This is a genomic window from Morganella sp. Je.2.23, from assembly GCF_051129855.1.
Taxonomy (GTDB): domain Bacteria; phylum Pseudomonadota; class Gammaproteobacteria; order Enterobacterales; family Enterobacteriaceae; genus Morganella; species Morganella sibonii.
This window is the reverse complement of sequence record NZ_JBCPSQ010000001.1, coordinates 51,391-71,690: the sequence shown is the minus strand read 5'-3', so window position 1 is coordinate 71,690 and position 20,300 is coordinate 51,391. Positions and strand designations below refer to the sequence as shown.

Genomic DNA, 20,300 nt, shown 5'->3' with positions numbered 1-20,300 from the left:
ATCGTGCGACATCGCATTATCACGCTGTTGCTCGGGCTTGCGGTGCTGGTCACCGCAGGCTGCGGCTTCCATCTGCGCGGCACCACACAAATTCCGCCTGAACTGCAGAAAATGCAGATCAGTACCGGCGATCCGTATGGCGAACAGACCCGTGCTATCCGTCAGCAACTGCAGCTGAATAACGTACAGATTATTGAGAGCGGTGATGCCTCCGTCCCGGTACTGAAAATCACCGGTTCTTCCGAAGGTAAGGAAGAGACGGTATCCATTTTCCAGGACGGTAAAGCGGCTGAAAAAGAACTGGTTTATTTCCTGAATGCCCAGGTGATTATGCCGAACGGTTCGGTGTATCCGATCAATGTCCGCGTTGAGCGCTCATTCTTTGATAACCCGCTGGAAGCACTGGCAAAAGATGCGGAAAAAGATATGGTCCGCCAGGAAATGCGTGAACAGGCGGCAGCCCGTCTGGTCCGTAAACTGCTGATTATCCAGCCTTCAGAACAGCATAAGCAGGCTGAAAATGCCGAAGCGGCTGAGATTGTCGCACCGAAGGCATGATAAAAGTTTCACCAGAGCAACTCATCACGCAGCTCCGTTCGGGGCTGCGTGAACGTTACCTCCTCTGGGGGAACGAACCCTTATTACTCCAGGAATCCCGGGATGCCATCCGCCATGCGGCGCAGGAACAGGGATTTGACGAGCACTTTACCTTTTCACTTGAACAACATACTGACTGGGATGCGATTTTTTCTGTCTGCCGGTCACTCAGTCTGTTTGCCGGACGGCAGACACTCTCGCTGTATCTGCCGGAAAACGGTCCCAACGCCGCAATGGGCGAACAGCTTCTCCGGCTCGCCGGATTACTGCATCCTGATATTCTGCTGATCCTGCGCGGTCATAAACTGACCAAAGCCCAGGAAAACAGCGCCTGGTTTAAAGCGCTGGCACAGGATGGCGTGTATATCGCCTGTATGACGCCGGATCTGAACCGGTTGCCGCAATGGGTCACCGCCCGGGCCGCACTGTTACAGCTTCAGCCGGATGAACAGGCTGTCCGCCTGCTCTGCTATTGCTACGAGGGCAATCTGCTGGCGCTGTCACAGGCTTTATCCCGCCTTGCCCTGATTTATCCGGACGGAAAACTCACCCTGCCCCGCGTGGAAGCGGCCGTTAATGATGCGGCACATTTTACCCCGTATCACTGGGTGGACGCCCTGCTGGCAGGGAAAAGTAAGCGCGCCTGTCATATTCTGACTCAGCTTCTGGCTGAGGATAACGAGCCGGTGATCCTGCTGCGCACCGCACAGCGCGAAGTGATGCAACTGCTGACGTTACAGCGGGAAAGCCGTCATCAGCCGCTGCGCACACTGTTTGACAAGCACCGTATCTGGCAGAACCGCAGGGGAATGATAACAGATGCCCTGGGGCGCCTTGATGCGCATACCCTGCAGGTGGCGATATCCCTGATCACCCGTATTGAAATCCGTCTCAAGCAGGATTACGGACAATCCGTCAGTGATGAATTACTGACACTGACACTGCTTCTGAGCGGTAAAGCACAGACAGGACAGATCCTCTATGACGAACAACGCGGATAACCGGATTCTGGCGCTGTACGGCGGCACATTTGACCCGATCCACCAGGCGCACATCAATACCGTGAAAGCCATGGCGGCGGAAGCCGGTCTGGAACAGGTTATTTTACTGCCGAATAATGTCCCGCCGCACCGCCCGCAGCCAAAAGCGAATGCACAACAGCGGCTGATGATGGCACAACTGGCTGTTAACGGTGATCTGCTGTTCCGGGTGGATGACCGCGAACTGCACCGTGACGCACTCTCCTATACCGTGGAAACACTGCGTCAGTACCGGTCAGAAATTGGTTCGCGGCGGCCGCTGGCCTTTATCATTGGTCAGGATTCTCTGCTGTCGATTGATACCTGGCATGAATGGGACAAGATTCTGACCCTGTGCCATATACTGGTCTGCAAACGGCCGGGGTACACCCTGGATTTTCCGTCTGAACGTCTCGCTGACTGGTTTGTTCAGCACCTGATCACCACACCGGACAGCCTTCACAAAAGACCGTCCGGCTATATTTTCCTGGCTGATACACCCCTGTTTCCGATTTCCGCCACCAATATCCGTGAACGGCTGAAAAACGGCGAAGACTGTCGTGATCAGCTGGCGCCCGCCGTTCAGGACTATATTCTGGAACAGGGACTTTACCGCTGACTCACCCTGCCTGCCGGGTTTTGGCAATCACAATCTCACGGATGCACACATCCTGCGGTTGCTGATAAGCAAACTGAATACAATCCGCGATTTTTTCCGGGTCCAGACCTGACTGAATCTCTTTTTTCCAGGTCTGGTAATTCTGCTTAATTTCCTCATTGGTGGTATGACTTAATAACGGCGTTTCCACCACCCCCGGCGCAATAGTAATTAAACGGACATTTGCGGATGCCACTTCTTCGCGGATATTTTCCGTAATAGCATGAACCGCAAATTTGGTACCGCAATACACGGAATGGCTGGGAAATGTTTTTCGTCCGGCAATCGAACTGATATTAATAATAGTACCTTCCTGACGTTCAACCATATCGTGCAATACAATATTAATTCCGGTCAGAACACCATTAATATTCACATCCACCATTTGCTGCCATTCCGCATAATCCTGATCATACGGATTATCCAGCAGCATGACGCCCGCACAGTTAATTAATAAATCCGTTTTGCCGTACAGGCTTTCTGCTTCGGCTATTGCTGCCTTCATGGCAGTAAGATCCGTCACATCCACACTGCGGCACAGACTGTCCGGCAGATGAAACCCTTCTGTAATCTGACTGCGTCGTGCCAGTAATAATACCGGATGCCCTGCCTGACTCATTCGTTTTGCCACAGATTCACCAATACCGGAACTGGCACCGGTAATAACCACTAATTTTTTCATTGCATTTACCTTGAGAATATAAATAAAGTTGCATGATTTTATGCCTTGCATTACATATATCAAGAAGGCAGATTAATTTCACAAAGTAACCTGAAGGTAACTAATGGACGATAAAATAAAGAAAATTGTAGTGGTCAGTGAAATAGAAGTTACGCTGTCGGTTATCGGCGGGAAATATAAACCATTAATATTAAATTTATTATCTGAAAAAACCGTTCAGCGCTTTGGTGAAATACGGGCTTATATTGTCAATATTTCACAAAAAACATTAACCAATCAATTACGCGAGATGGAAGCAGATGGTTTACTTACCCGGACGGTCTTTGCCGAAGTGCCGCCCCGCGTGGAATACACAATTACAGATAAAGGCCGCTCACTGATCCCGATTCTGATGCTGATGTGTGACTGGGGCTATGAAAACATGGGCGATCGCTACACACTGCTGCGCCCGGAGTGTGACTGAGCCGGTGCTGCCGCCTGTAATATTGCCTGATCGCATAAATAATCTATCTGATAATGACGGGCAGTGGTGAGTAACAGATGCTTCACCCCCTCCGCCGGACAGGCACCGGTGCGGTAAGCCTCAATTGCCGCACTCATCTGCTGCTTTTCTGCCGGACTCAGCAGGCGTTTAAAATAGCCCTGCATATGCATCAGCGCATTGGTCATGTTGGCACGGGTCGCGGGCTGTGAAAATGCGGTCAGCAGTTCCCGCTGCCAGACCGCGGCAGTTTCCGCCAGTTCGTCCGGCGATAATGTTCCCGCCTGTGACAACAATCGCCCGCTGCTTTTGTATATGCGTGGTGAATAGGCCATCAGCGCATATTTATAACGGCTATGCTCACGGATCAGCCTGCCCGCACTGAGCGGCGGATTCAGTACCTGCGCGAGCGCCTGCTGTACTGTCTGCCGCCATACTATTTCCTCCGGTTCTTCTTCCGGCTGCCGCTGATATGTCATATTTTCCGCCTTTTCATCTTTTATTGAGTGACTATAGTACAACACACACTGTTTCTGTTTTTCCTGCCCGTACATTTCCTTATATTTCTTTAATCTTTACTGCTTTGTATTCCCCCTGTTCGCTGTTATTCTTGCGGTGCCGGCGGCAACACAGGGCGAACCTCGCAAAATTACCCTGTGTAACGTAAAATAGCGATGATCCCCGGCACACAGCAACCCCGCGCCTGAACTGCATGGCGGTACTACTGACGGGGATGTGTTTCTGTTATCCATTAATCCGGAATAAGGTGAACCTTTTGCAAGGCACAGAATTACTTGAGTTTATTATTGATAAACTCGAAGACTCAAAAGCGCAGGATATTATTACTATTGATGTACGCGGTAAATCCAGTATTACCGATCACATGATTATCTGTACCGGCACATCAAGCCGTCATCTGGCATCCGTGGCCGATAACCTCGTAACAGACTGCCGTCAGGCAGGTATGATGCCGCTCGGCGTGGAAGGTCAGGGAATTTCTGACTGGATTGTTGTCGATCTCGGTGAAGCTATCGTGCATGTCATGCAGGACGAAAGCCGCCGTATGTATGAATTAGAGAAACTCTGGAGCTGAGTGTTGAAGTTACAGCTCATTGCCGTCGGCACCAAAATGCCTGACTGGGTCGAAACCGGATTTCAGGATTATCTCCATCGCTTTCCGAAAGATATGCCGTTTGAACTGACAGAGATTCCGGCCGGAAAACGGGGGAAAAACGCGGATATTAAGCGTATCCTGGAAAAAGAAGGCGAATTAATGCTGGCGGCAGCGGGCAAAGGTAACCGGATTGTCACACTGGATATTCCCGGCGCACGCTGGGATACTCCGCAGCTGGCCGGTCAGCTGGAACGCTGGAAGCAGGACGGACGCAATATCAGCCTGCTTATCGGCGGCCCGGAAGGCCTTTCGCCTGCCTGTAAAGCTGCAGCAGAACAGAGCTGGTCACTCTCCCCGCTGACCCTGCCGCACCCGCTGGTGCGTGTGCTGGTCGCAGAGAGCCTGTACCGCGCCTGGAGTATTACTGCCAATCATCCGTATCACAGGGAATAACCGCAGTGCCCGGTCTGAATCCGCCTGACGGCGATAAGAAAAAACATAAGCAACGGATGGATTTCCGCGATTACAGTGCGGAATCCGCCCTGTTCATCCGCCGTGCGGTGGTTGCGTTTATCGGTATTGTTATTTTATCTGCCGTACTGGTGGTGAATCTCTATCATCTCCAGATTAACCGCCATGAAGATTATCAGACCCGCTCCAATGATAACCGGATAAAACTGGTTCCTATTCCGCCGAGCCGGGGCATGATTTATGACCGCAGAGGCACTCTGCTGGCGGAAAACAGAACGATTTATCAGCTCGAAATCATACCGGAGAAAGTCACTGACCTGCCGGATGTACTGAATGAGCTGCGCGAAATCGTTGACCTGTCCGACGAAGACATCGCAAATTATGAAAAAGAGCGCCGCCGTTCGCGCCGCTTTACCTCTATTCCGCTGAAAACCCCGCTCAGTCAGATTCAGGTGGCGCGGTTTTCGGTTAATCAGTACCGTTTCCCGGGACTGGAAATCAAAGGTTATCAGCGCCGCTTCTACCCTTACGGGTCCGCCCTGACCCATGTCATTGGTTATGTGGCCAAAATTAACGACAAAGATGTCGAACGTCTGGATAAAGACGGGATTTTACCGAACTATGCTGCCACCCATGACATCGGTAAGCTGGGTATTGAGCGCTATTATGAATCCGTCCTGCACGGCAAAACCGGCTATGAGGAAGTGGAAGTCAACAGCCGCGGCCGGGTGATCCGCCAGTTACACGAGCAGGCACCGCAGGCCGGGAAAGATATCTATCTGACGATAGATCTTGAATTACAGATGTATATCGAAAAACTGCTGACCACCAGCCGGGCAGCTGTCGTGGTCAGTGATCCGCGCAACGGCGAAATCCTGGCGCTGGTGTCTAACCCGAGTTATGACCCGAACCTGTTTGTGAACGGCATTTCCGGCCCGGATTACCGCGGGTTGCTCAATAATCCGGATCGTCCGCTGATTAACCGTACGACTCAGGGACTCTATCCGCCGGCATCCACGGTGAAACCGTTTATCTCGGTGGCGGCTCTCAGTGAAAAAGTGATCACCCGCAACACCACCATTTTTGACCCGGGCTGGTGGCAGTTACCGGGTTCGGAAAAACGTTACCGCGACTGGAAACGCTATGGTCACGGCAATCTGAACGTGGTGAAATCGATTATTGAATCTGCGGATACCTTCTTCTATCAGGTGGCGTATGACATGGGGATCGACCGTCTGTCCGCCTGGATGACCCGCTTCGGTTACGGCGAATATTCCGGTATTGATCTGATAGAAGAATACAACGGTGTGATGCCGACCCGCGAATGGAAACAGCGGCGCTACAAGAAGCAATGGTATCAGGGTGATACCATCCCGGTCGGGATCGGCCAGGGATACTGGACATCAACACCCATCCAGATGTCAAAAGCGCTTAATACCCTGATAAATGATGGTGTGGTAAAAACGCCGCATCTGCTGCTCGGTACCAAAGAGGGTGACGGCATGCTGCCGTATGAGCAGAAAGACTATATTACCATTGGTGATATTCATTCCGGTTACTGGGAGCTGGCAAAATCCGGAATGTACGGCGTGGCTAACGCGCCGAACGGCACCGGCCGTAAATTCTTTGCCGGAACACCATACAAAGCCGCCGCCAAGTCGGGGACAGCACAGGTGTTCAGCTATGAAACCTATAACGCCAGCAAACTGGCGGAACGTCTGCGCGACCATAAATTAATGATTGCCTACGCACCTTACGATAACCCGACGGTGGCAGTGACCATCATTCTGGAAAACGGCGGTGCAGGCCCGGCAGTAGGTACCCTGGTCCGTCAGATCCTTGATCATGTCCTGCTGGGTGATAACAACACGGTGCTGCCTGATGCCCCACCATCGCCGCCCGGCAGTGAAACTGAGTAATACCCATGACTGATAATCCGCGCAAAGTATCTCTGATGACCCGCATGCACATCGACTTCCCGTTGCTGGTGCTGCTGCTGATCCTGCTGGTTTACAGTGCGTTTGTACTGTGGAGTGCCAGCGGGCTGGACACGGAAATGATGGAGCGCCGCCTCGGGCAGATTTTCTCCGGTATCATTATTATGCTGATCATGGCGCAGATCCCGCCGCGGGTGTATGAAACCTGGGCGCCGCATCTTTATATTGTCTGTGTCATCCTGCTGGTCTTTGTCGATGTGTTCGGGCAGATCAGTAAAGGCGCACAGCGCTGGCTTGATCTGGGAATTGTCCGTTTCCAGCCGTCTGAGATTGCCAAAATTGCGGTTCCGCTGATGGTGGCGCGGTTTATGAACCGCGACCAGTGCCCGCCGACACTGAAAAATACGGCTATCGCCCTGCTGCTGGTGGTGGTACCGACATTACTCGTGGCCGCACAACCCGATCTCGGGACATCCATCCTGGTGGCGGCTTCCGGTATTTTTGTGCTGTTTCTGGCCGGTATGAGCTGGCGCCTTATCGGAATAGCCCTCCTGCTGCTTGCCGCCTTTATTCCGCTGCTCTGGTTTTTCCTGATGCACGATTACCAGCGCGGCCGCGTGATGATGCTGCTCGATCCGGAAACCGACCCGCTCGGTGCCGGTTATCATATTATTCAGTCAAAAATTGCCATCGGCTCCGGCGGGCTGGCCGGAAAAGGCTGGATGCTGGGCACCCAGTCCCAGCTGGAATTCCTGCCGGAACGTCATACTGACTTTATCTTTGCGGTCCTCGCGGAAGAGCTGGGGCTGGTCGGCGTGATCTTTTTACTGGTACTCTATCTGCTGATCATTATGCGCGGGCTGATGATTGCCGCCCGTGCCCAGAATACGTTCGGGCGGGTGATGGTCGGTGGCCTGATGCTCATCTTCTTTGTCTATGTGTTTGTGAATATCGGTATGGTCAGCGGGATACTGCCGGTGGTTGGTGTACCGCTGCCGATGATGAGTTACGGCGGCTCCGCTCTGATTGTATTAATGGCAGGGTTTGGTATTGTCATGTCAATTCATACACACCGTAAGATGCTGTCAAAAAGCTTATAATACATTACGAGGTTTTCATGCGTTTACAATGGATTGCGGTCACAGCAATGGCCGCCCTGCTGGCAGGCTGCCCGTCAGTGCAACAGCCGGTTAAACAGACACCGCCGCCGGGACCGGCAAAAGAGATTCTCGGCGCCGTACCGGCCTATGAGCCGCTGCATCCGGGCGCGAATAATGATTATGTCCGTAATGGTCAGCAATATCAGATTGTCCGTGATCCGGAAAACTTCAGTCAGCAGGGTTATGCCTGGATTTACGGCCAGGCGCAGAACGGCAACCGGACAGCCACCGGCGAAATCGTCAACAGCGCCGAACTGACCGCCTCCCACCCGACTTTGCCAATCCCGGGCTATGCACGTGTGACTAATATGGCAAATAACCGCATGATGGTGGTACGGATAAACGATCGCGGCCCGTATATGCCGGGCAAACAAATCGGACTTTCCCGTGCAGTGGCAGATCGCCTGAACCTGCTGCCGAACACAAAAATTAAAATTGACCCGATTGTGGTCGCGGAAGACGGCTCTCTGAGCGGAACCGGGACTGTCGGCACCGTTGTCGCCAAACAGAGCTATGCCCTGCCGGGCCGCCCTGAGCTGGGAAAAACCAGTGCACTGGGTACACCGGTAACCAACACCACCCCGGTCGTGCCGATCAACAGCCGTCCGGTTATGGCACAACCGCAGCCTGAATCCGCACTTATCCCGGTCGTGAAACAGCCCGCAGCACCGGCAGATGCACAAACTGAAAACACAGACACTCCCGCACCGCAACCGGTCACGGTGAGTGGTTACCGTGTCCAGGTGGGTGCGGTAGCCAGTGAGGAACGCGCATCACAATGGCAGAAAGAGCTCAGCGGCAAACTTGGCGTACCCGGTATGACAGAAACCGCAGGCGATATTTACCGTGTTCAGCTGGGGCCGTTTGCCAGCCGTGAACAGGCCGCAGAGGTTCAGGGACGCCTTCAGCAGCAGCTGAATATGAATTCATTTATCCTGGCACCGTAAAACAGGCTGTGATAACACTACGCGCTGTCATGGCACTTTGCTATGATAGCGTTTCTTTTTCACCGGCATCATCAATGTTGTTTTAACACTCATGAAATACGCAACGACTTATCAACACCGCGCCGGGCGGCTGGCCGCATTCGGTCTGACCCTGGCATTGAGCGCCGCAGCTTCTGCCGCTGATGTTCCGAATCTGAATACCACAATCCCGGCCGTACCGGATATTGAAGCGGAATCCTATATTCTGATGGATTACCACTCCGGAAAAATACTGGCTGAGAAAAATGCCGATATCCGTCGTGATCCCGCCAGCCTGACCAAAATGATGACCAGCTATGTCATCGGACAGGCGATGAATGCCGGAAAATTCACACCGGAAACCATGGTCACTATCGGGGAAAATGCCTGGGCGACCGGTAACCCGGTGTTCCGCGGCTCCTCACTGATGTTCCTCAAACCGGGCGAACGCGTCAGCGTATCTGACCTGAGCCGCGGCATTAACCTGCAATCCGGTAATGATGCCTGTGTGGCGATGGCAGAATTTGTTGCCGGCGACCAGGAAACCTTTGTCAGCCAGATGAATGCTTATGTGTCACAACTCGGCCTGAAAAATACCCATTTTAAAACCGTTCACGGGCTGGATTCCGAAGGTCAGTACAGTACTGCCCGGGATATGGCTCTGATTGGTCAGGCCATGATCCGTGATGTGCCGAATGAATACGCAATCTATAAAGAGCGCTCATTCACCTATAATAATATTACCCAGCAAAACCGTAACGACCTGCTGGGTGACAAAAGCCTGAATGCGGACGGAATTAAAACCGGCCACACCAGCGGCGCGGGCTATAACCTGGTAGCGTCAGCCACTGAAGGGGATATGCGTCTTATTTCCGTTGTGATGGGCACCAAATCAGCCAAAGCCCGTAATGCGGAAAGCAAAAAACTGCTTACGTGGGGTTTCCGTTTCTTTGAAACCGTCAAACCGATGCAGAAAGATAACCCGCTGGTCTCGGAAATCGTCTGGTTCGGGGATAAAGACAAAGTGCAGTTAGGCGTGGAAAATGATGTCTATATCACTATCCCGCGCGGCCGCCTGAAAGATCTGAAAGCCGGTTTTGTTCTGACCAATCCGGAACTGCACGCTCCGCTGGCCAAAAACCAGGTGGTCGGTACGATTAACTTCCAGCTCGACAACCAGATTATTGAAACCCGGCCGCTGGTCGTCACTGAAGCGGTACCGGAAGGTAACTTCTTCAGTCGTCTGATCGACTATATCCGCCTGCTGTTTCACCGCTGGTTTGGCTGAAGACTTGAAATCAGATGAACTATCCCCATATTTAATTCATCTGAAGTTTTGCTTTATTAAGGAGCACCCATGAAAACCAAACTTGATGAACTGTTAGAGTTCCCCTGCTCATTTACCTACAAAGTGATGGGTGCCGCTGAACCGGAATTAGTGAATGATGTTCTGGAAGTGATTCAGCGCCACGCGCCGGGTGACTACAGTCCGTCAATCAAACCGAGCAGCAAAGGAACCTATCATTCCGTTTCTGTGACGATTGATGCGACACACATTGAGCAGATCGAGAATCTGTACGAAGAATTAGGCGCGTTAGAACGTGTCAGAATGGTGCTGTAATACCGTTATTTCTTCATCATTTCAGGCCGCCTTTCAGGGCGGCCTTTTTTTTATCCTGCTGAACATTTTATGCCCGTCACTGGTACGTATTTGCCGTGCGCGTTATACTGCTGACCCGGCATACCGAACTGAAGATATCATTTTGCAAAATAACACCATCATTTTACGCCAGCTGGGCCTGCGGCCTTATCATCCTGTTTCCGAAGCCATGCACCAATTTACTGAGCAGCGTACTGCGGATACCGGCAACGAGATCTGGCTGGTCGAACATGAGCGCGTTTTTACCCAGGGACAGGCCGGTAAAGCAGAACACGTCCTGGCACCCGGCGATATCCCGGTGATCCAATCTGATCGCGGCGGCCAGGTGACGTACCACGGCCCGGGACAGCAGGTCATGTATGTGATGATTGACCTTAAGCGTGACAAAATCGGTGTGCGCGAACTGGTATCCGCTCTGGAAAATGCCGTGGTTGAAACCCTGAAACAGTGGAATATTGATGCTTATCCGCGCCCGGACGCCCCCGGCGTTTATGTGGCGGGTAACAAAATCTGTTCACTCGGTCTGCGTATCCGTAACGGCCGCTCATTCCACGGGCTGGCGCTCAATATCAATATGGATCTTGAACCTTTTCACCGCATTAATCCCTGTGGTTATGCCGGTCTTGCCATGACGCAAATGGCTGATTTTGTTCCCGGTATTACCCTTGCGGATGTTCAGCCTGTGCTGACCGCACAATTCTGCCGGCAATTAGGATTCCAACTTGCCGCAGAATAGTGATATAATTTTTTTAACATTTTTAAAAAGATTTTTAAAAGATTGATGATATTGTTACATTCAGCAGACAGGCCGTCACCACGGCGCTCATCAATCACAATCCGATGAATCTAACCGGAAATGACATAAACATGAGTAAACCAATTCAGATGGAGCGCGGTATCAAGTACCGCGACGCCGATAAAATGGCGCTTATCCCGGTCAAAAACCTGGTATCAGAGACGACCGAACGATTACGCAAACCAAGCTGGATGAAAATCAAACTTCCGGCCGATTCCCATAAAATCAAGGGGATCAAAGATGCAATGCGCCGTAACGGCCTGCATTCTGTCTGTGAGGAAGCCTCCTGCCCGAACCTGAGCGAATGCTTTAACCACGGTACCGCCACGTTTATGATCCTCGGGGCTATCTGTACCCGCCGCTGCCCGTTCTGTGACGTTGCCCACGGCCGCCCGAATGCGCCGGATGCCAACGAGCCGCAGAAACTGGGTCAGACCATCAAAGATATGGGACTGCGCTATGTGGTGATCACCTCTGTTGACCGTGATGACCTGCGTGACGGCGGCGCTCAGCACTTTGCTGACTGTATCACCGCTATCCGCGATCACAGCCCGGCCATTAAAATTGAAACTCTGGTGCCGGACTTCCGCGGCCGTATGGATAAAGCACTGGAAATCCTGACCGCCACCCCGCCGGATGTTTTCAACCACAACCTGGAAAACGTACCGCGTGTTTACCGCCAGGTGCGCCCGGGCGCGAACTATGACTGGTCACTGAAACTGCTGGAACGCTTTAAAGAAGCGCATCCGGAGATCCCGACCAAATCCGGTCTGATGGTCGGTTTAGGCGAAACCAATGACGAGATCCTGGATGTTATGCGCGACCTGCGCCGTCACGGCGTCACCATGCTGACGCTGGGCCAGTATCTCCAGCCGAGCCGCCACCACCTGCCGGTTCAGCGTTATGTCAGCCCGGAAGAGTTTGAGGAAATGAAAGCCGAAGCCATGGCGATGGGCTTCACCCACGCTGCCTGCGGCCCGTTTGTCCGCTCTTCTTACCATGCTGATTTGCAGGCCAAAGGCGAAGAAGTTAAATAATTTCCCGCCGTTCTGTGAATACCGGAAACCGCCGCTGAAAAACGGCGGTTTTTTTATGCCGCTCCGGTGATGACGCCGGTAACGGGCAAAACGAAAAGTCGCTGTAAACACATCCTTTGCGCCCGGATCGCGCCATCCATGGCGCTTACGCTTTTCGTTCGCCTGCCCGTTACCGGTGTTTTACCTGACCGGAAAACAGCTCAATGATATATGTCTTTTGTGCTCTGCCTCTCTGCCGCTATTCCCACTGCTACTGATACTGATTATGATGCGTGCCATAACACATTAATAATGAGTAAATTATGCAACGTAGTGGCGTTTTATGTCTGACCGCACTGGCTCCCGCCGTCTGGGGCAGTACTTACCTGGTGACAACCGAAATGCTGCCTGCCGGCTACCCGATGACTGTCGCTATGCTGCGCGCTTTACCGGCCGGTCTGCTGCTGATGCTGTTTATCCGTCAGTTGCCGAAAGGGATCTGGTGGGGGCGGATTTTCGTGCTCGGCGCGCTGAATTTCGCCGTGTTCTGGTGGCTGCTGTTTGTATCCGCCTATCGTCTGCCGGGCGGCGTGGCTGCGACGGTCGGCGCTATTCAGCCGCTGATAGTGCTGCTGCTCTCCCGTATGGTGCTGGGAAATGTGCTGAAACCGCTGGCGGTGATCGGCGCACTGTGCGGGATAGGCGGGGTGGCACTGCTGTTACTGACGCCGCAGGCAAAACTTGACACCATCGGTATTATTGCCGGGTTAGCCGGTGCCTTCTCCATGGCCGCCGGTACGGTACTGAGCCGCCGCTGGCAGCCGGATGTCTCACCGCTGACCTTTACCACGTGGCAGCTCACTGCAGGCGGATTACTCCTGCTCCCGGTCTCTCTGCTGCTCGAACCGGCACTGCCGCCGCTGACACTGCTCAATATCAGCGGATTGCTGTATCTGGGGCTGATTGGTGCAGCACTGACGTATCTGTTCTGGTTTCGCGGACTGGCGATCCTCGGGCCGGATTCAGTCGCATCGCTCGGTTTTCTCAGCCCGCTGACTGCCGTATTGCTGGGCTGGTTTGTGCTGGATCAGCAACTGAGCCTGTTACAGTGTGCCGGTGTTGTGGTGGTTATCGGCAGTGTCTGGCTCAGTCAGGTAGCTAACCGGCGCTGATATAAAAAAAACCCGTTACTATGGTGAGTAACGGGTTTTCGTCACGGTAATGTCGAATTAAAATAACGGCTACGGTATAGCGAGTTACAACTTAAATCGAGACAACGTTTGCAGCAGACGGGCCTTTTGCGCCATCAACGATTTCAAATTCCACTTTCTGGCCTTCTGCCAGTGTTTTGAAACCATCATTCAGAATTGCAGAGAAGTGAACAAACACATCTTTGCTGCCGTCTTCCGGAGTGATAAAACCGAAACCTTTTGCTTCGTTAAACCACTTCACGTTACCTTTGCGCTTTGACATTCAAAAAAACCTTTTTACGAGTGATAGTACTTCATCAGTACCCGGCCAGTCATCATCAGACTGTATTGATCCTGCCGGGCAATCTGGTTCGATACTAAACTACCCGTCGGATAATGGTATTCTGAGTGATATTTCGCTGATATACCAGAGGATTTGTCCTGGTTATTTCAGAGGACAATTGTATTTATCCCTCAGATGATCCCTTCATGGCGCAGCAGCCACTGCTTGATATCCAACCCGCTGCTGTAGCCGCCCATTGAGCCGTCGTGGGCGATCACCCGGTGGCACGGAATAATCAGACAAATCGGATTACGCCCGTTTGCCATACCGACCGCACGGCAATAATTAGCCGATCCCAGTTTTAATGCCAGATCTTTATAAGACCAGGTAACCGCAAACGGAATCGTTGATAACTGCGCCCACACCCTGGTCTGGAATTCAGTACCGTGCGGATTGAGTTTTACACTGAAATCCTGTCGTTTCCCGGCGAAATATTCATCCAGCTCATGAATGCACTGTCTGATATGCGGATTATCACTGTCTGTCTGCTCCGGTGCAGTATCATCAAATCCCAGTTCAGTGATCCCCTGCTCATCCGCACTGATAATGATAAAACGGCGCGGAAATCCGGTTGGAGCCTTTATATAAGTCGTCGCCATACGTTTGCCCTTTGTGCTGGTTTTGCTATAGCAAAACCTAATTATGATAAAGAGACAAACATCATTTACGTCATTCATCTCACAACAGAGAAAATAACGAGGCAAATGAATTCATGCAAGTCAGTTCACCGGAAAATGATATCCCGGCGGACTGATTTATGACGAATGATGAGACAGCTGATTATTTCAGCCAGTCGGCGACGGCCTCATACGTGCCGCGAAAGAGGATGCGATCGGCTTTTTTACTCAGCTGATAGCGGTACATCGGGTCATAATATTCTTCCAGAAGCGGGCACAGCCACGAGAAATGCACTTCGGTATTGCCGCTGCGCCATTGCTCCGCGAGGGCACTATCGAGCAGTGCGGTCAGTTCCGCGGCACGCTGTGTGCCGAGCCGCCGCCGGATAGCAGACAGCCCGTGATGCAGATACTCGCTGTATGCCTCACGTCCCTTCTCTTCACCGTATGCGGTGGTGAAATCACAGGTCATGCGGTCAAAATACTCTTCTTTCAGGCGTTCCAGACGGCGCTCAAACGGATCTTCCACCACCACCAGCGACGCCTGTGCCATTTGTGCCCGCAGCGGCTCCGGCAGACCGTTAGCCCCGATAGCGCGGCCCTCATCTTCCAGCACCCAGCGGGTACCGGCTTCTTCTTTTTTTATCATCGCGGCAGCGAGATGGTTTTCAAATGTCGCTTGGGCAAACTGCGCCTCCAGTGTGCGGCCGAAAGACGATCCCCGGTGATGCGCCAGCCCTTCAAGGTCAATACCGTCAGCCAGTTCGCCCACCAGTGTGGTTTTACCGCTGCCGGTGCAGCCGCCGATCAGGATCACCGGACGTGCCACCAGCTCTTCCGTCACCTGAATGACCGCCTGGCGCAATGCTTTGTAACCCCCGGTGATCAGCGGGTATTCCGTCCCGGCCTCCCGCAGCCACTGCTGCACGATATGTGAACGCTGCCCTCCGCGGGCACAGCAGAGATACCCCTGCGGATATTCTGCACAGGCCGCCAGCCAGGCCGTCATCCGCTGCTCACGGCTTTCACCGCTGACCAGCTGATGCCCCAGCGCAAGCGCCTTTTCAGATCCCTGCTGCTTATAGCAGGTGCCGACAGCCGCCCGCTCCTCATCATTCATCAGCGGCAGGTTATGTGAAGCAGGCATCGCTCCCTGACTGAATTCGACCGGTGCGCGGACATCAATCAGCGGAGTATCAGAAGCAAGAAGTGTGCGGATGGTTCGGGAAGACGGGGCTAATTCCATAATAAATGTGTGATTTCAGTTCAGGTGCCAATAGATTCAGCTGTCTGTAAAAGACAGTTCAGATTTTTTTATTGTACGCCTGCCCGCGGCATTTGTCGCTGCGGATTTTCCGCCGCCGCATACTCACCGTGCGGACAGTTCATCGCGCATTTACTCACATCCGGATTAATAATAGTGATAATCATTCAAATTATAAAAACACCATATATAGTGTGGTTGATATATTTAAAATCTACATATAGTATTCGAGACACAGCTAACCCACGATATCTGCTCATAACGGGCAGCCATAACCACGGGATACCACCATGACAGTGACTATCTACAGCAAACCCGACTGCGTACAGTGCAATGCCACCTATCAGATGCTGACACGAAAAAATATTCCGTTCAGTGTCATCGATATCACTCAGGATGAACAGGCGTATCAGCATGTCCGCACACTGGGCTATCAGCAGGTGCCGGTGGTGATCGCCGGTCAGGAACACTGGGCCGGGTTCCGTCCCGACAAACTTGCCGCCCTCTGAGCAGCATATCCCCGGAGGCACCATGACCACACAGGCACTGATTTATTTTTCCACCCGTTCAGAAACCTGTCACCGGTTCACTGAAAAGCTGGGAATTCCGGCCACCCGGCTGCCGGAAGACGGGAATCTGGCCGCCACACAACCCTTTGTGCTGCTGGTGCCGACCTACGGCGGCGGCCATCACAATGGTGCGGTACCGCGTCCGGTGATCCATTTTCTGAACCGCCCTGAGAACCGGGCATTGCTGCGCGGCGTGATTGCCGCCGGTAATACCAATTTTGGCCGCGCTTATGCCATTGCCGGTGACATTATCTCCGCCAAATGTCAGGTGCCGTTTTTATACCGCTTTGAACTGCTCGGCACGCAGGCGGATGTGGATAACGTCCGCCGCGGCTTACACCATTTCTGGCAGCAGCAGGCCGCTGAATCCGCCTGCTGAATGCTGCTTATCTGATACCGGAATAACACGATGACCACTGAATACACGGATTACCACGCCCTGAATGCCATGCTCAATCTGTATGATACAGAGGGAAAAATCCAGTTTGATAAAGATGTGACGGCCGCACACCACTACTTCCGTCAGCATGTTAATCAGAACACCGTGTTTTTCCATAATCTGCGGGAAAAGCTCGATTTTCTGATTAATGAAAACTATTACGAAGCTGATGTTATCGGACAATATGATTTTGAATTTATTAAAAATCTGTTCCGGCAGGCATACAGTAAAAAATTCCGCTTTGCGACTTTCCTCGGTGCCCTGAAATATTATACCGGCTATACCCTGAAAACCTTTGACGGCCAGCGTTATCTGGAGCGGTTTGAAGATCGCGTCTGCATGGTGGCGCTGACGCTGGCACGGGGAGATACGAAACTGGCAGAACATCTGCTGGAAGAGATCATCAGCGGACGTTTCCAGCCCGCCACCCCGACGTTCCTCAACTGCGGCAAAAAACAGCGCGGGGAGTTTGTCTCCTGCTTCCTGCTGCGCATTGAAGATAATATGGAATCCATCGGGCGCAGTGTGAACTCGGCGCTGCAACTCTCGAAGCGCGGCGGCGGTGTGGCGTTTCTGCTGACCAACCTGCGCGAATCCGGCGCGCCGATCAAACTGATTGAAAACCAGTCCAGCGGCGTGGTGCCGGTGATGAAGATGCTGGAGGATGCCTTTTCTTACGCCAATCAGCTGGGCGCGCGTCAGGGGGCCGGAGCCGTGTATCTGCATGCGCACCATCCTGATATCCTCACGTTTCTCGATACCAAACGGGAAAATGCGGATGAAAAAATCCGTATCAAAACGCTGTCCCTCGGTGTGGTTATCCCGGATATCACCTTTGAGCTGGCCAAAAACAACGAGCCGATGTATCTCTTCTCTCCGTACGATGTTGCACGGGTGTACGGCAAACCGATGTCAGAGCTGAGTATCACAGAGCACTATGCTGACATGGTCAACAATAAAGCCATCCGTAAGCGCAAAATCAATGCCCGTGAATTTTTCCGTATCCTGGCGGAGATCCAGTTTGAGTCCGGTTATCCTTACATCATGTTTGAGGATAATGTGAACCGGGCCAACCCGGTCGCCGGTTACATTAATATGAGCAATCTCTGCTCGGAGATCCTCCAGGTCAACAGCGCCAGTGAATACAACGACGACCTGAGCTACCGCCACACCGGCCGTGATATCAGCTGTAACCTCGGCTCGCTGAATATTGCGAAAATGATGGATTCCCCGGATTTCGCCCGCTCCGTTGACATCGCCGTACGCGGACTGACGTCGGTATCGGATATGAGTGAAATACGCAGTGTGCCGTCCATTGATCACGGCAACCGCGGCTCTCATGCTATCGGGCTCGGGCAGATGAACCTGCACGGCTATCTGGCGCGGGAGCATATCCATTATGGTTCGGAAGAAGGTATTGATTTCACCAATATCTATTTCTTAACCATCGCCTACTATGCCCTGAAAGCCTCAAACCAGCTGGCGATTGAACGGCAGCAGACATTCCGTAATTTTGAACAGTCCGCCTATGCCAGCGGGGAATACTTCAGCAAATACATTACGCAGAAATGGGAACCGGCGACAGAAAAAGTCCGCGCCCTGTTTGCGGATGCCGGAATTACCGTCCCGTCGCAGGCTGACTGGCAGCAGCTGAAAGAGAGTGTCATGGCGCACGGGTTGTACAACCAGAATTTACAGGCTGTTGCGCCGACCGGATCGATTTCCTATATCAATCACGCGACCTCCTCCATTCATCCGATTGTAGCCCGCATTGAGATCCGCAAAGAAGGTAAGCTTGGCCGCGTCTATTATCCTGCGGCGTATATGACCAACGATAACCTTGAGTATTACCGCGATGCCTATGAAATCGGGCCGGAAAAGATCATCGATACTTACGCTGCCGCCACACAGCATGTTGATCAGGGCTTGTCTCTCACCCTGTTTTTCAGTGACGAGGCATCCACCCGCGATATCAACCGTGCACAGATTTACGCCTGGCGCAAAGGGATAAAAACCCTCTATTACGTGCGCCTGCGCCAGTCCGCGCTGGAAGGCACCGAAGTGGCGGGCTGTGTTTCCTGCGCCGTATAACCTGTTTTTTAAGAGATATCATATGACCACATTAAGCCGCATTTCCGCGATCAACTGGAACCGGATTGAGGATGACAAAGACCTTGAAGTCTGGAACCGTCTGACCAGCAATTTCTGGCTGCCGGAAAAAGTCCCGCTCTCCAATGACATTCCGTCATGGCAGACGCTGACCCCGGCAGAGAAGCAGCTGACTATCCGGGTCTTCACCGGGCTGACCCTGCTGGATACCATTCAGAATACAGTTGGTGCCCCTGCCCTTATCCCGGATGCCCTGACACCGCATGAAGAAGCCGTACTCTCCAACATCAGCTTTATGGAGGCGGTGCATGCCCGCTCTTACAGCTCGGTTTTCTCCACGCTCTGCTCCACACAGGAGATTGATGACGCCTACCGCTGGAGTGAGGAGGAACCGACACTGCAAAACAAAGCGGCGATTATTCTCGGTTACTATCGTGACCCGCACCCGCTGAAAAAGAAAGTCGCCAGTGTGTTTCTGGAATCCTTCTTATTCTATTCCGGCTTTTATTTGCCGATGTACTGGTCAAGCCGTGCCAAACTGACGAATACCGCCGATCTTATCCGCCTGATTATCCGTGATGAGGCAGTACACGGCTATTATATCGGTTATAAATTCCAGCGTTCATTACAGAATTATGACGAACAAACCCGTAAAGAAATAAAGGAATTTACGTTCAGTCTGTTATTTGATTTATACGAAAATGAAGTCAGTTATACACGGAAATTATATGACGGTGCAGGGTGGTCTGAGGATGTGATTAAATTCCTGCATTACAACGCAAATAAAGCACTGATGAATTTAGGCTATGAAGCGCTGTTTCCGGAGAGTGTGACGGATGTCAGTCCGGCAATATTATCGGCGCTGTCACCGGATGCCAACGAGAATCACGATTTCTTTTCCGGCTCCGGCTCTTCTTATGTGATCGGCAAAGCGGTGAATACCGAAGATGAGGACTGGGATTTTTAAATCAATAATTTCCGTTTAAGTGTCATGTGAAAAACACCGATTTTATTAATGCACTGATATTGCAGCATATTTATATCAGTGCATTTTTTGCTCATAAAACAACCTGAATTATCAATTTTTCCGGAGCTATTTTCCGGTTATTGGGGTATTTTTATCGAGTTATTTTTAAACTTAACCTAAATATCCATTATCACGACATTAATTACATATCATTATTAATAAGTATGTTTAATGTGGCGTGATTTT

Annotated in this window: 23 protein-coding genes; 18 read left to right on the top strand and 5 right to left on the bottom strand. The window is 52.1% G+C overall.

The genetic code is table 11. The annotated features are described in order from the left end of the window. The first annotated feature begins 3 nt into the window (after positions 1-3). Genes lptE through nadD form a run of 3 tightly spaced genes read left to right on the top strand, consistent with a single transcriptional unit; the run spans position 4 to position 2,235 of the window. On the top strand, positions 4-558 hold the full coding sequence (lptE, locus tag AAZR23_RS00310; protein ID WP_107680533.1) for an LPS assembly lipoprotein LptE: 555 nt from the start codon (positions 4-6) through the stop codon (positions 556-558). Further along, positions 555-1,598, top strand: a complete 1,044-nt coding sequence (holA, locus tag AAZR23_RS00305; RefSeq protein ID WP_052926254.1) for a DNA polymerase III subunit delta — start codon at positions 555-557, stop codon at positions 1,596-1,598. The genes lptE and holA overlap by 4 nt, the downstream gene beginning before the upstream one ends. Further along, positions 1,579-2,235 carry a nicotinate-nucleotide adenylyltransferase gene (gene nadD, locus AAZR23_RS00300; protein WP_434689814.1) on the top strand — a complete coding sequence of 219 codons (657 nt, stop codon included), beginning with the start codon at positions 1,579-1,581 and terminating at the stop codon, positions 2,233-2,235. Before holA ends, nadD begins: the two co-directional genes overlap by 20 nt. 1 nt (position 2,236) lies before the next feature. On the opposite strand, the gene AAZR23_RS00295 is transcribed toward nadD, so the two are convergent. After that, positions 2,237-2,956 carry an SDR family oxidoreductase gene (locus AAZR23_RS00295; RefSeq protein ID WP_052926256.1) on the bottom strand — a complete coding sequence of 240 codons (720 nt, stop codon included), beginning with the start codon at positions 2,954-2,956 and terminating at the stop codon, positions 2,237-2,239. A gap of 103 nt (positions 2,957-3,059) precedes the next feature. On the opposite strand from AAZR23_RS00295, the gene AAZR23_RS00290 reads away from it, so the two are divergent. Continuing rightward, positions 3,060-3,419 (top strand): winged helix-turn-helix transcriptional regulator, encoded by a 360-nt coding sequence (locus AAZR23_RS00290; RefSeq protein ID WP_046893672.1) that lies wholly within the window; start codon positions 3,060-3,062, stop codon positions 3,417-3,419. On the opposite strand, the gene AAZR23_RS00285 is transcribed toward AAZR23_RS00290, so the two are convergent. Then, positions 3,389-3,916 carry a DUF1722 domain-containing protein gene (locus AAZR23_RS00285; RefSeq protein ID WP_434689811.1) on the bottom strand — a complete coding sequence of 176 codons (528 nt, stop codon included), beginning with the start codon at positions 3,914-3,916 and terminating at the stop codon, positions 3,389-3,391. The two genes, AAZR23_RS00290 and AAZR23_RS00285, sit on opposite strands and share 31 nt — an antisense overlap. Positions 3,917-4,203: 287 nt before the next feature. On the opposite strand from AAZR23_RS00285, the gene rsfS reads away from it, so the two are divergent. From rsfS to AAZR23_RS00235, 10 genes are all read left to right on the top strand, one after another. Further along, positions 4,204-4,530 carry a ribosome silencing factor gene (gene rsfS, locus AAZR23_RS00280; RefSeq protein WP_004240847.1) on the top strand — a complete coding sequence of 109 codons (327 nt, stop codon included), beginning with the start codon at positions 4,204-4,206 and terminating at the stop codon, positions 4,528-4,530. Between the two features lie 3 nt (positions 4,531-4,533). Continuing rightward, a complete protein-coding gene (gene rlmH / locus AAZR23_RS00275; protein ID WP_004235593.1) occupies positions 4,534-5,004 on the top strand; it encodes a 23S rRNA (pseudouridine(1915)-N(3))-methyltransferase RlmH in 471 nt (156 codons plus the stop codon). Between the two features lie 56 nt (positions 5,005-5,060). Continuing rightward, positions 5,061-6,941 (top strand): peptidoglycan DD-transpeptidase MrdA, encoded by a 1,881-nt coding sequence (mrdA, locus tag AAZR23_RS00270; protein WP_166708925.1) that lies wholly within the window; start codon positions 5,061-5,063, stop codon positions 6,939-6,941. Positions 6,942-6,946: 5 nt separating this feature from the next. Then, a complete protein-coding gene (gene mrdB, locus AAZR23_RS00265) occupies positions 6,947-8,059 on the top strand; it encodes a peptidoglycan glycosyltransferase MrdB (protein ID WP_052926296.1) in 1,113 nt (370 codons plus the stop codon). A gap of 17 nt (positions 8,060-8,076) precedes the next feature. Next, positions 8,077-9,066 carry an endolytic peptidoglycan transglycosylase RlpA gene (rlpA, locus tag AAZR23_RS00260; RefSeq protein ID WP_046893670.1) on the top strand — a complete coding sequence of 330 codons (990 nt, stop codon included), beginning with the start codon at positions 8,077-8,079 and terminating at the stop codon, positions 9,064-9,066. A gap of 91 nt (positions 9,067-9,157) precedes the next feature. Further along, positions 9,158-10,372: a D-alanyl-D-alanine carboxypeptidase DacA gene (dacA, locus tag AAZR23_RS00255; protein ID WP_046893669.1), complete on the top strand. Its 1,215-nt coding sequence runs from the start codon at positions 9,158-9,160 to the stop codon at positions 10,370-10,372. A gap of 69 nt (positions 10,373-10,441) precedes the next feature. After that, complete coding sequence (gene ybeD / locus AAZR23_RS00250) at positions 10,442-10,705, top strand: DUF493 family protein YbeD (RefSeq protein ID WP_046893668.1); 264 nt, start codon at positions 10,442-10,444, stop codon at positions 10,703-10,705. A gap of 142 nt (positions 10,706-10,847) precedes the next feature. Then, complete coding sequence (lipB, locus tag AAZR23_RS00245; protein WP_046893667.1) at positions 10,848-11,480, top strand: lipoyl(octanoyl) transferase LipB; 633 nt, start codon at positions 10,848-10,850, stop codon at positions 11,478-11,480. 131 nt (positions 11,481-11,611) lie between these two features. Next, positions 11,612-12,577 (top strand): lipoyl synthase, encoded by a 966-nt coding sequence (gene lipA, locus AAZR23_RS00240; RefSeq protein ID WP_107680377.1) that lies wholly within the window; start codon positions 11,612-11,614, stop codon positions 12,575-12,577. Between the two features lie 302 nt (positions 12,578-12,879). Further along, a complete protein-coding gene (locus tag AAZR23_RS00235) occupies positions 12,880-13,728 on the top strand; it encodes an EamA family transporter (RefSeq protein WP_434689805.1) in 849 nt (282 codons plus the stop codon). Positions 13,729-13,819: 91 nt separating this feature from the next. On the opposite strand, the gene cspE is transcribed toward AAZR23_RS00235, so the two are convergent. The 3 genes from cspE to mnmH all read right to left on the bottom strand — a co-directional run bounded on the left by cspE (position 13,820) and on the right by mnmH (position 15,952). Continuing rightward, positions 13,820-14,029 carry a transcription antiterminator/RNA stability regulator CspE gene (cspE, locus tag AAZR23_RS00230; RefSeq protein WP_004235583.1) on the bottom strand — a complete coding sequence of 70 codons (210 nt, stop codon included), beginning with the start codon at positions 14,027-14,029 and terminating at the stop codon, positions 13,820-13,822. Between the two features lie 191 nt (positions 14,030-14,220). Next, positions 14,221-14,688, bottom strand: a complete 468-nt coding sequence (locus AAZR23_RS00225) for a methylated-DNA--[protein]-cysteine S-methyltransferase (RefSeq protein WP_218427661.1) — start codon at positions 14,686-14,688, stop codon at positions 14,221-14,223. 181 nt (positions 14,689-14,869) lie between these two features. After that, positions 14,870-15,952, bottom strand: a complete 1,083-nt coding sequence (gene mnmH / locus AAZR23_RS00220) for a tRNA 2-selenouridine(34) synthase MnmH (protein WP_434689802.1) — start codon at positions 15,950-15,952, stop codon at positions 14,870-14,872. A gap of 308 nt (positions 15,953-16,260) precedes the next feature. Between mnmH and nrdH the strand changes: the two genes are divergently transcribed. Genes nrdH through nrdF form a run of 4 tightly spaced genes read left to right on the top strand, consistent with a single transcriptional unit; the run spans position 16,261 to position 20,054 of the window. Further along, entirely contained in the window at positions 16,261-16,479 is a 219-nt protein-coding gene (gene nrdH, locus AAZR23_RS00215) for a glutaredoxin-like protein NrdH (RefSeq protein ID WP_046893662.1), read from the top strand. Positions 16,480-16,501: 22 nt separating this feature from the next. Beyond that, positions 16,502-16,918 carry a class Ib ribonucleoside-diphosphate reductase assembly flavoprotein NrdI gene (nrdI, locus tag AAZR23_RS00210; RefSeq protein WP_052926261.1) on the top strand — a complete coding sequence of 139 codons (417 nt, stop codon included), beginning with the start codon at positions 16,502-16,504 and terminating at the stop codon, positions 16,916-16,918. Between the two features lie 30 nt (positions 16,919-16,948). Further along, a complete protein-coding gene (gene nrdE / locus AAZR23_RS00205) occupies positions 16,949-19,069 on the top strand; it encodes a class 1b ribonucleoside-diphosphate reductase subunit alpha (protein WP_214095507.1) in 2,121 nt (706 codons plus the stop codon). 22 nt (positions 19,070-19,091) lie between these two features. After that, on the top strand, positions 19,092-20,054 hold the full coding sequence (nrdF, locus tag AAZR23_RS00200) for a class 1b ribonucleoside-diphosphate reductase subunit beta (protein ID WP_004235573.1): 963 nt from the start codon (positions 19,092-19,094) through the stop codon (positions 20,052-20,054). Positions 20,055-20,300: the final 246 nt, after the last annotated feature.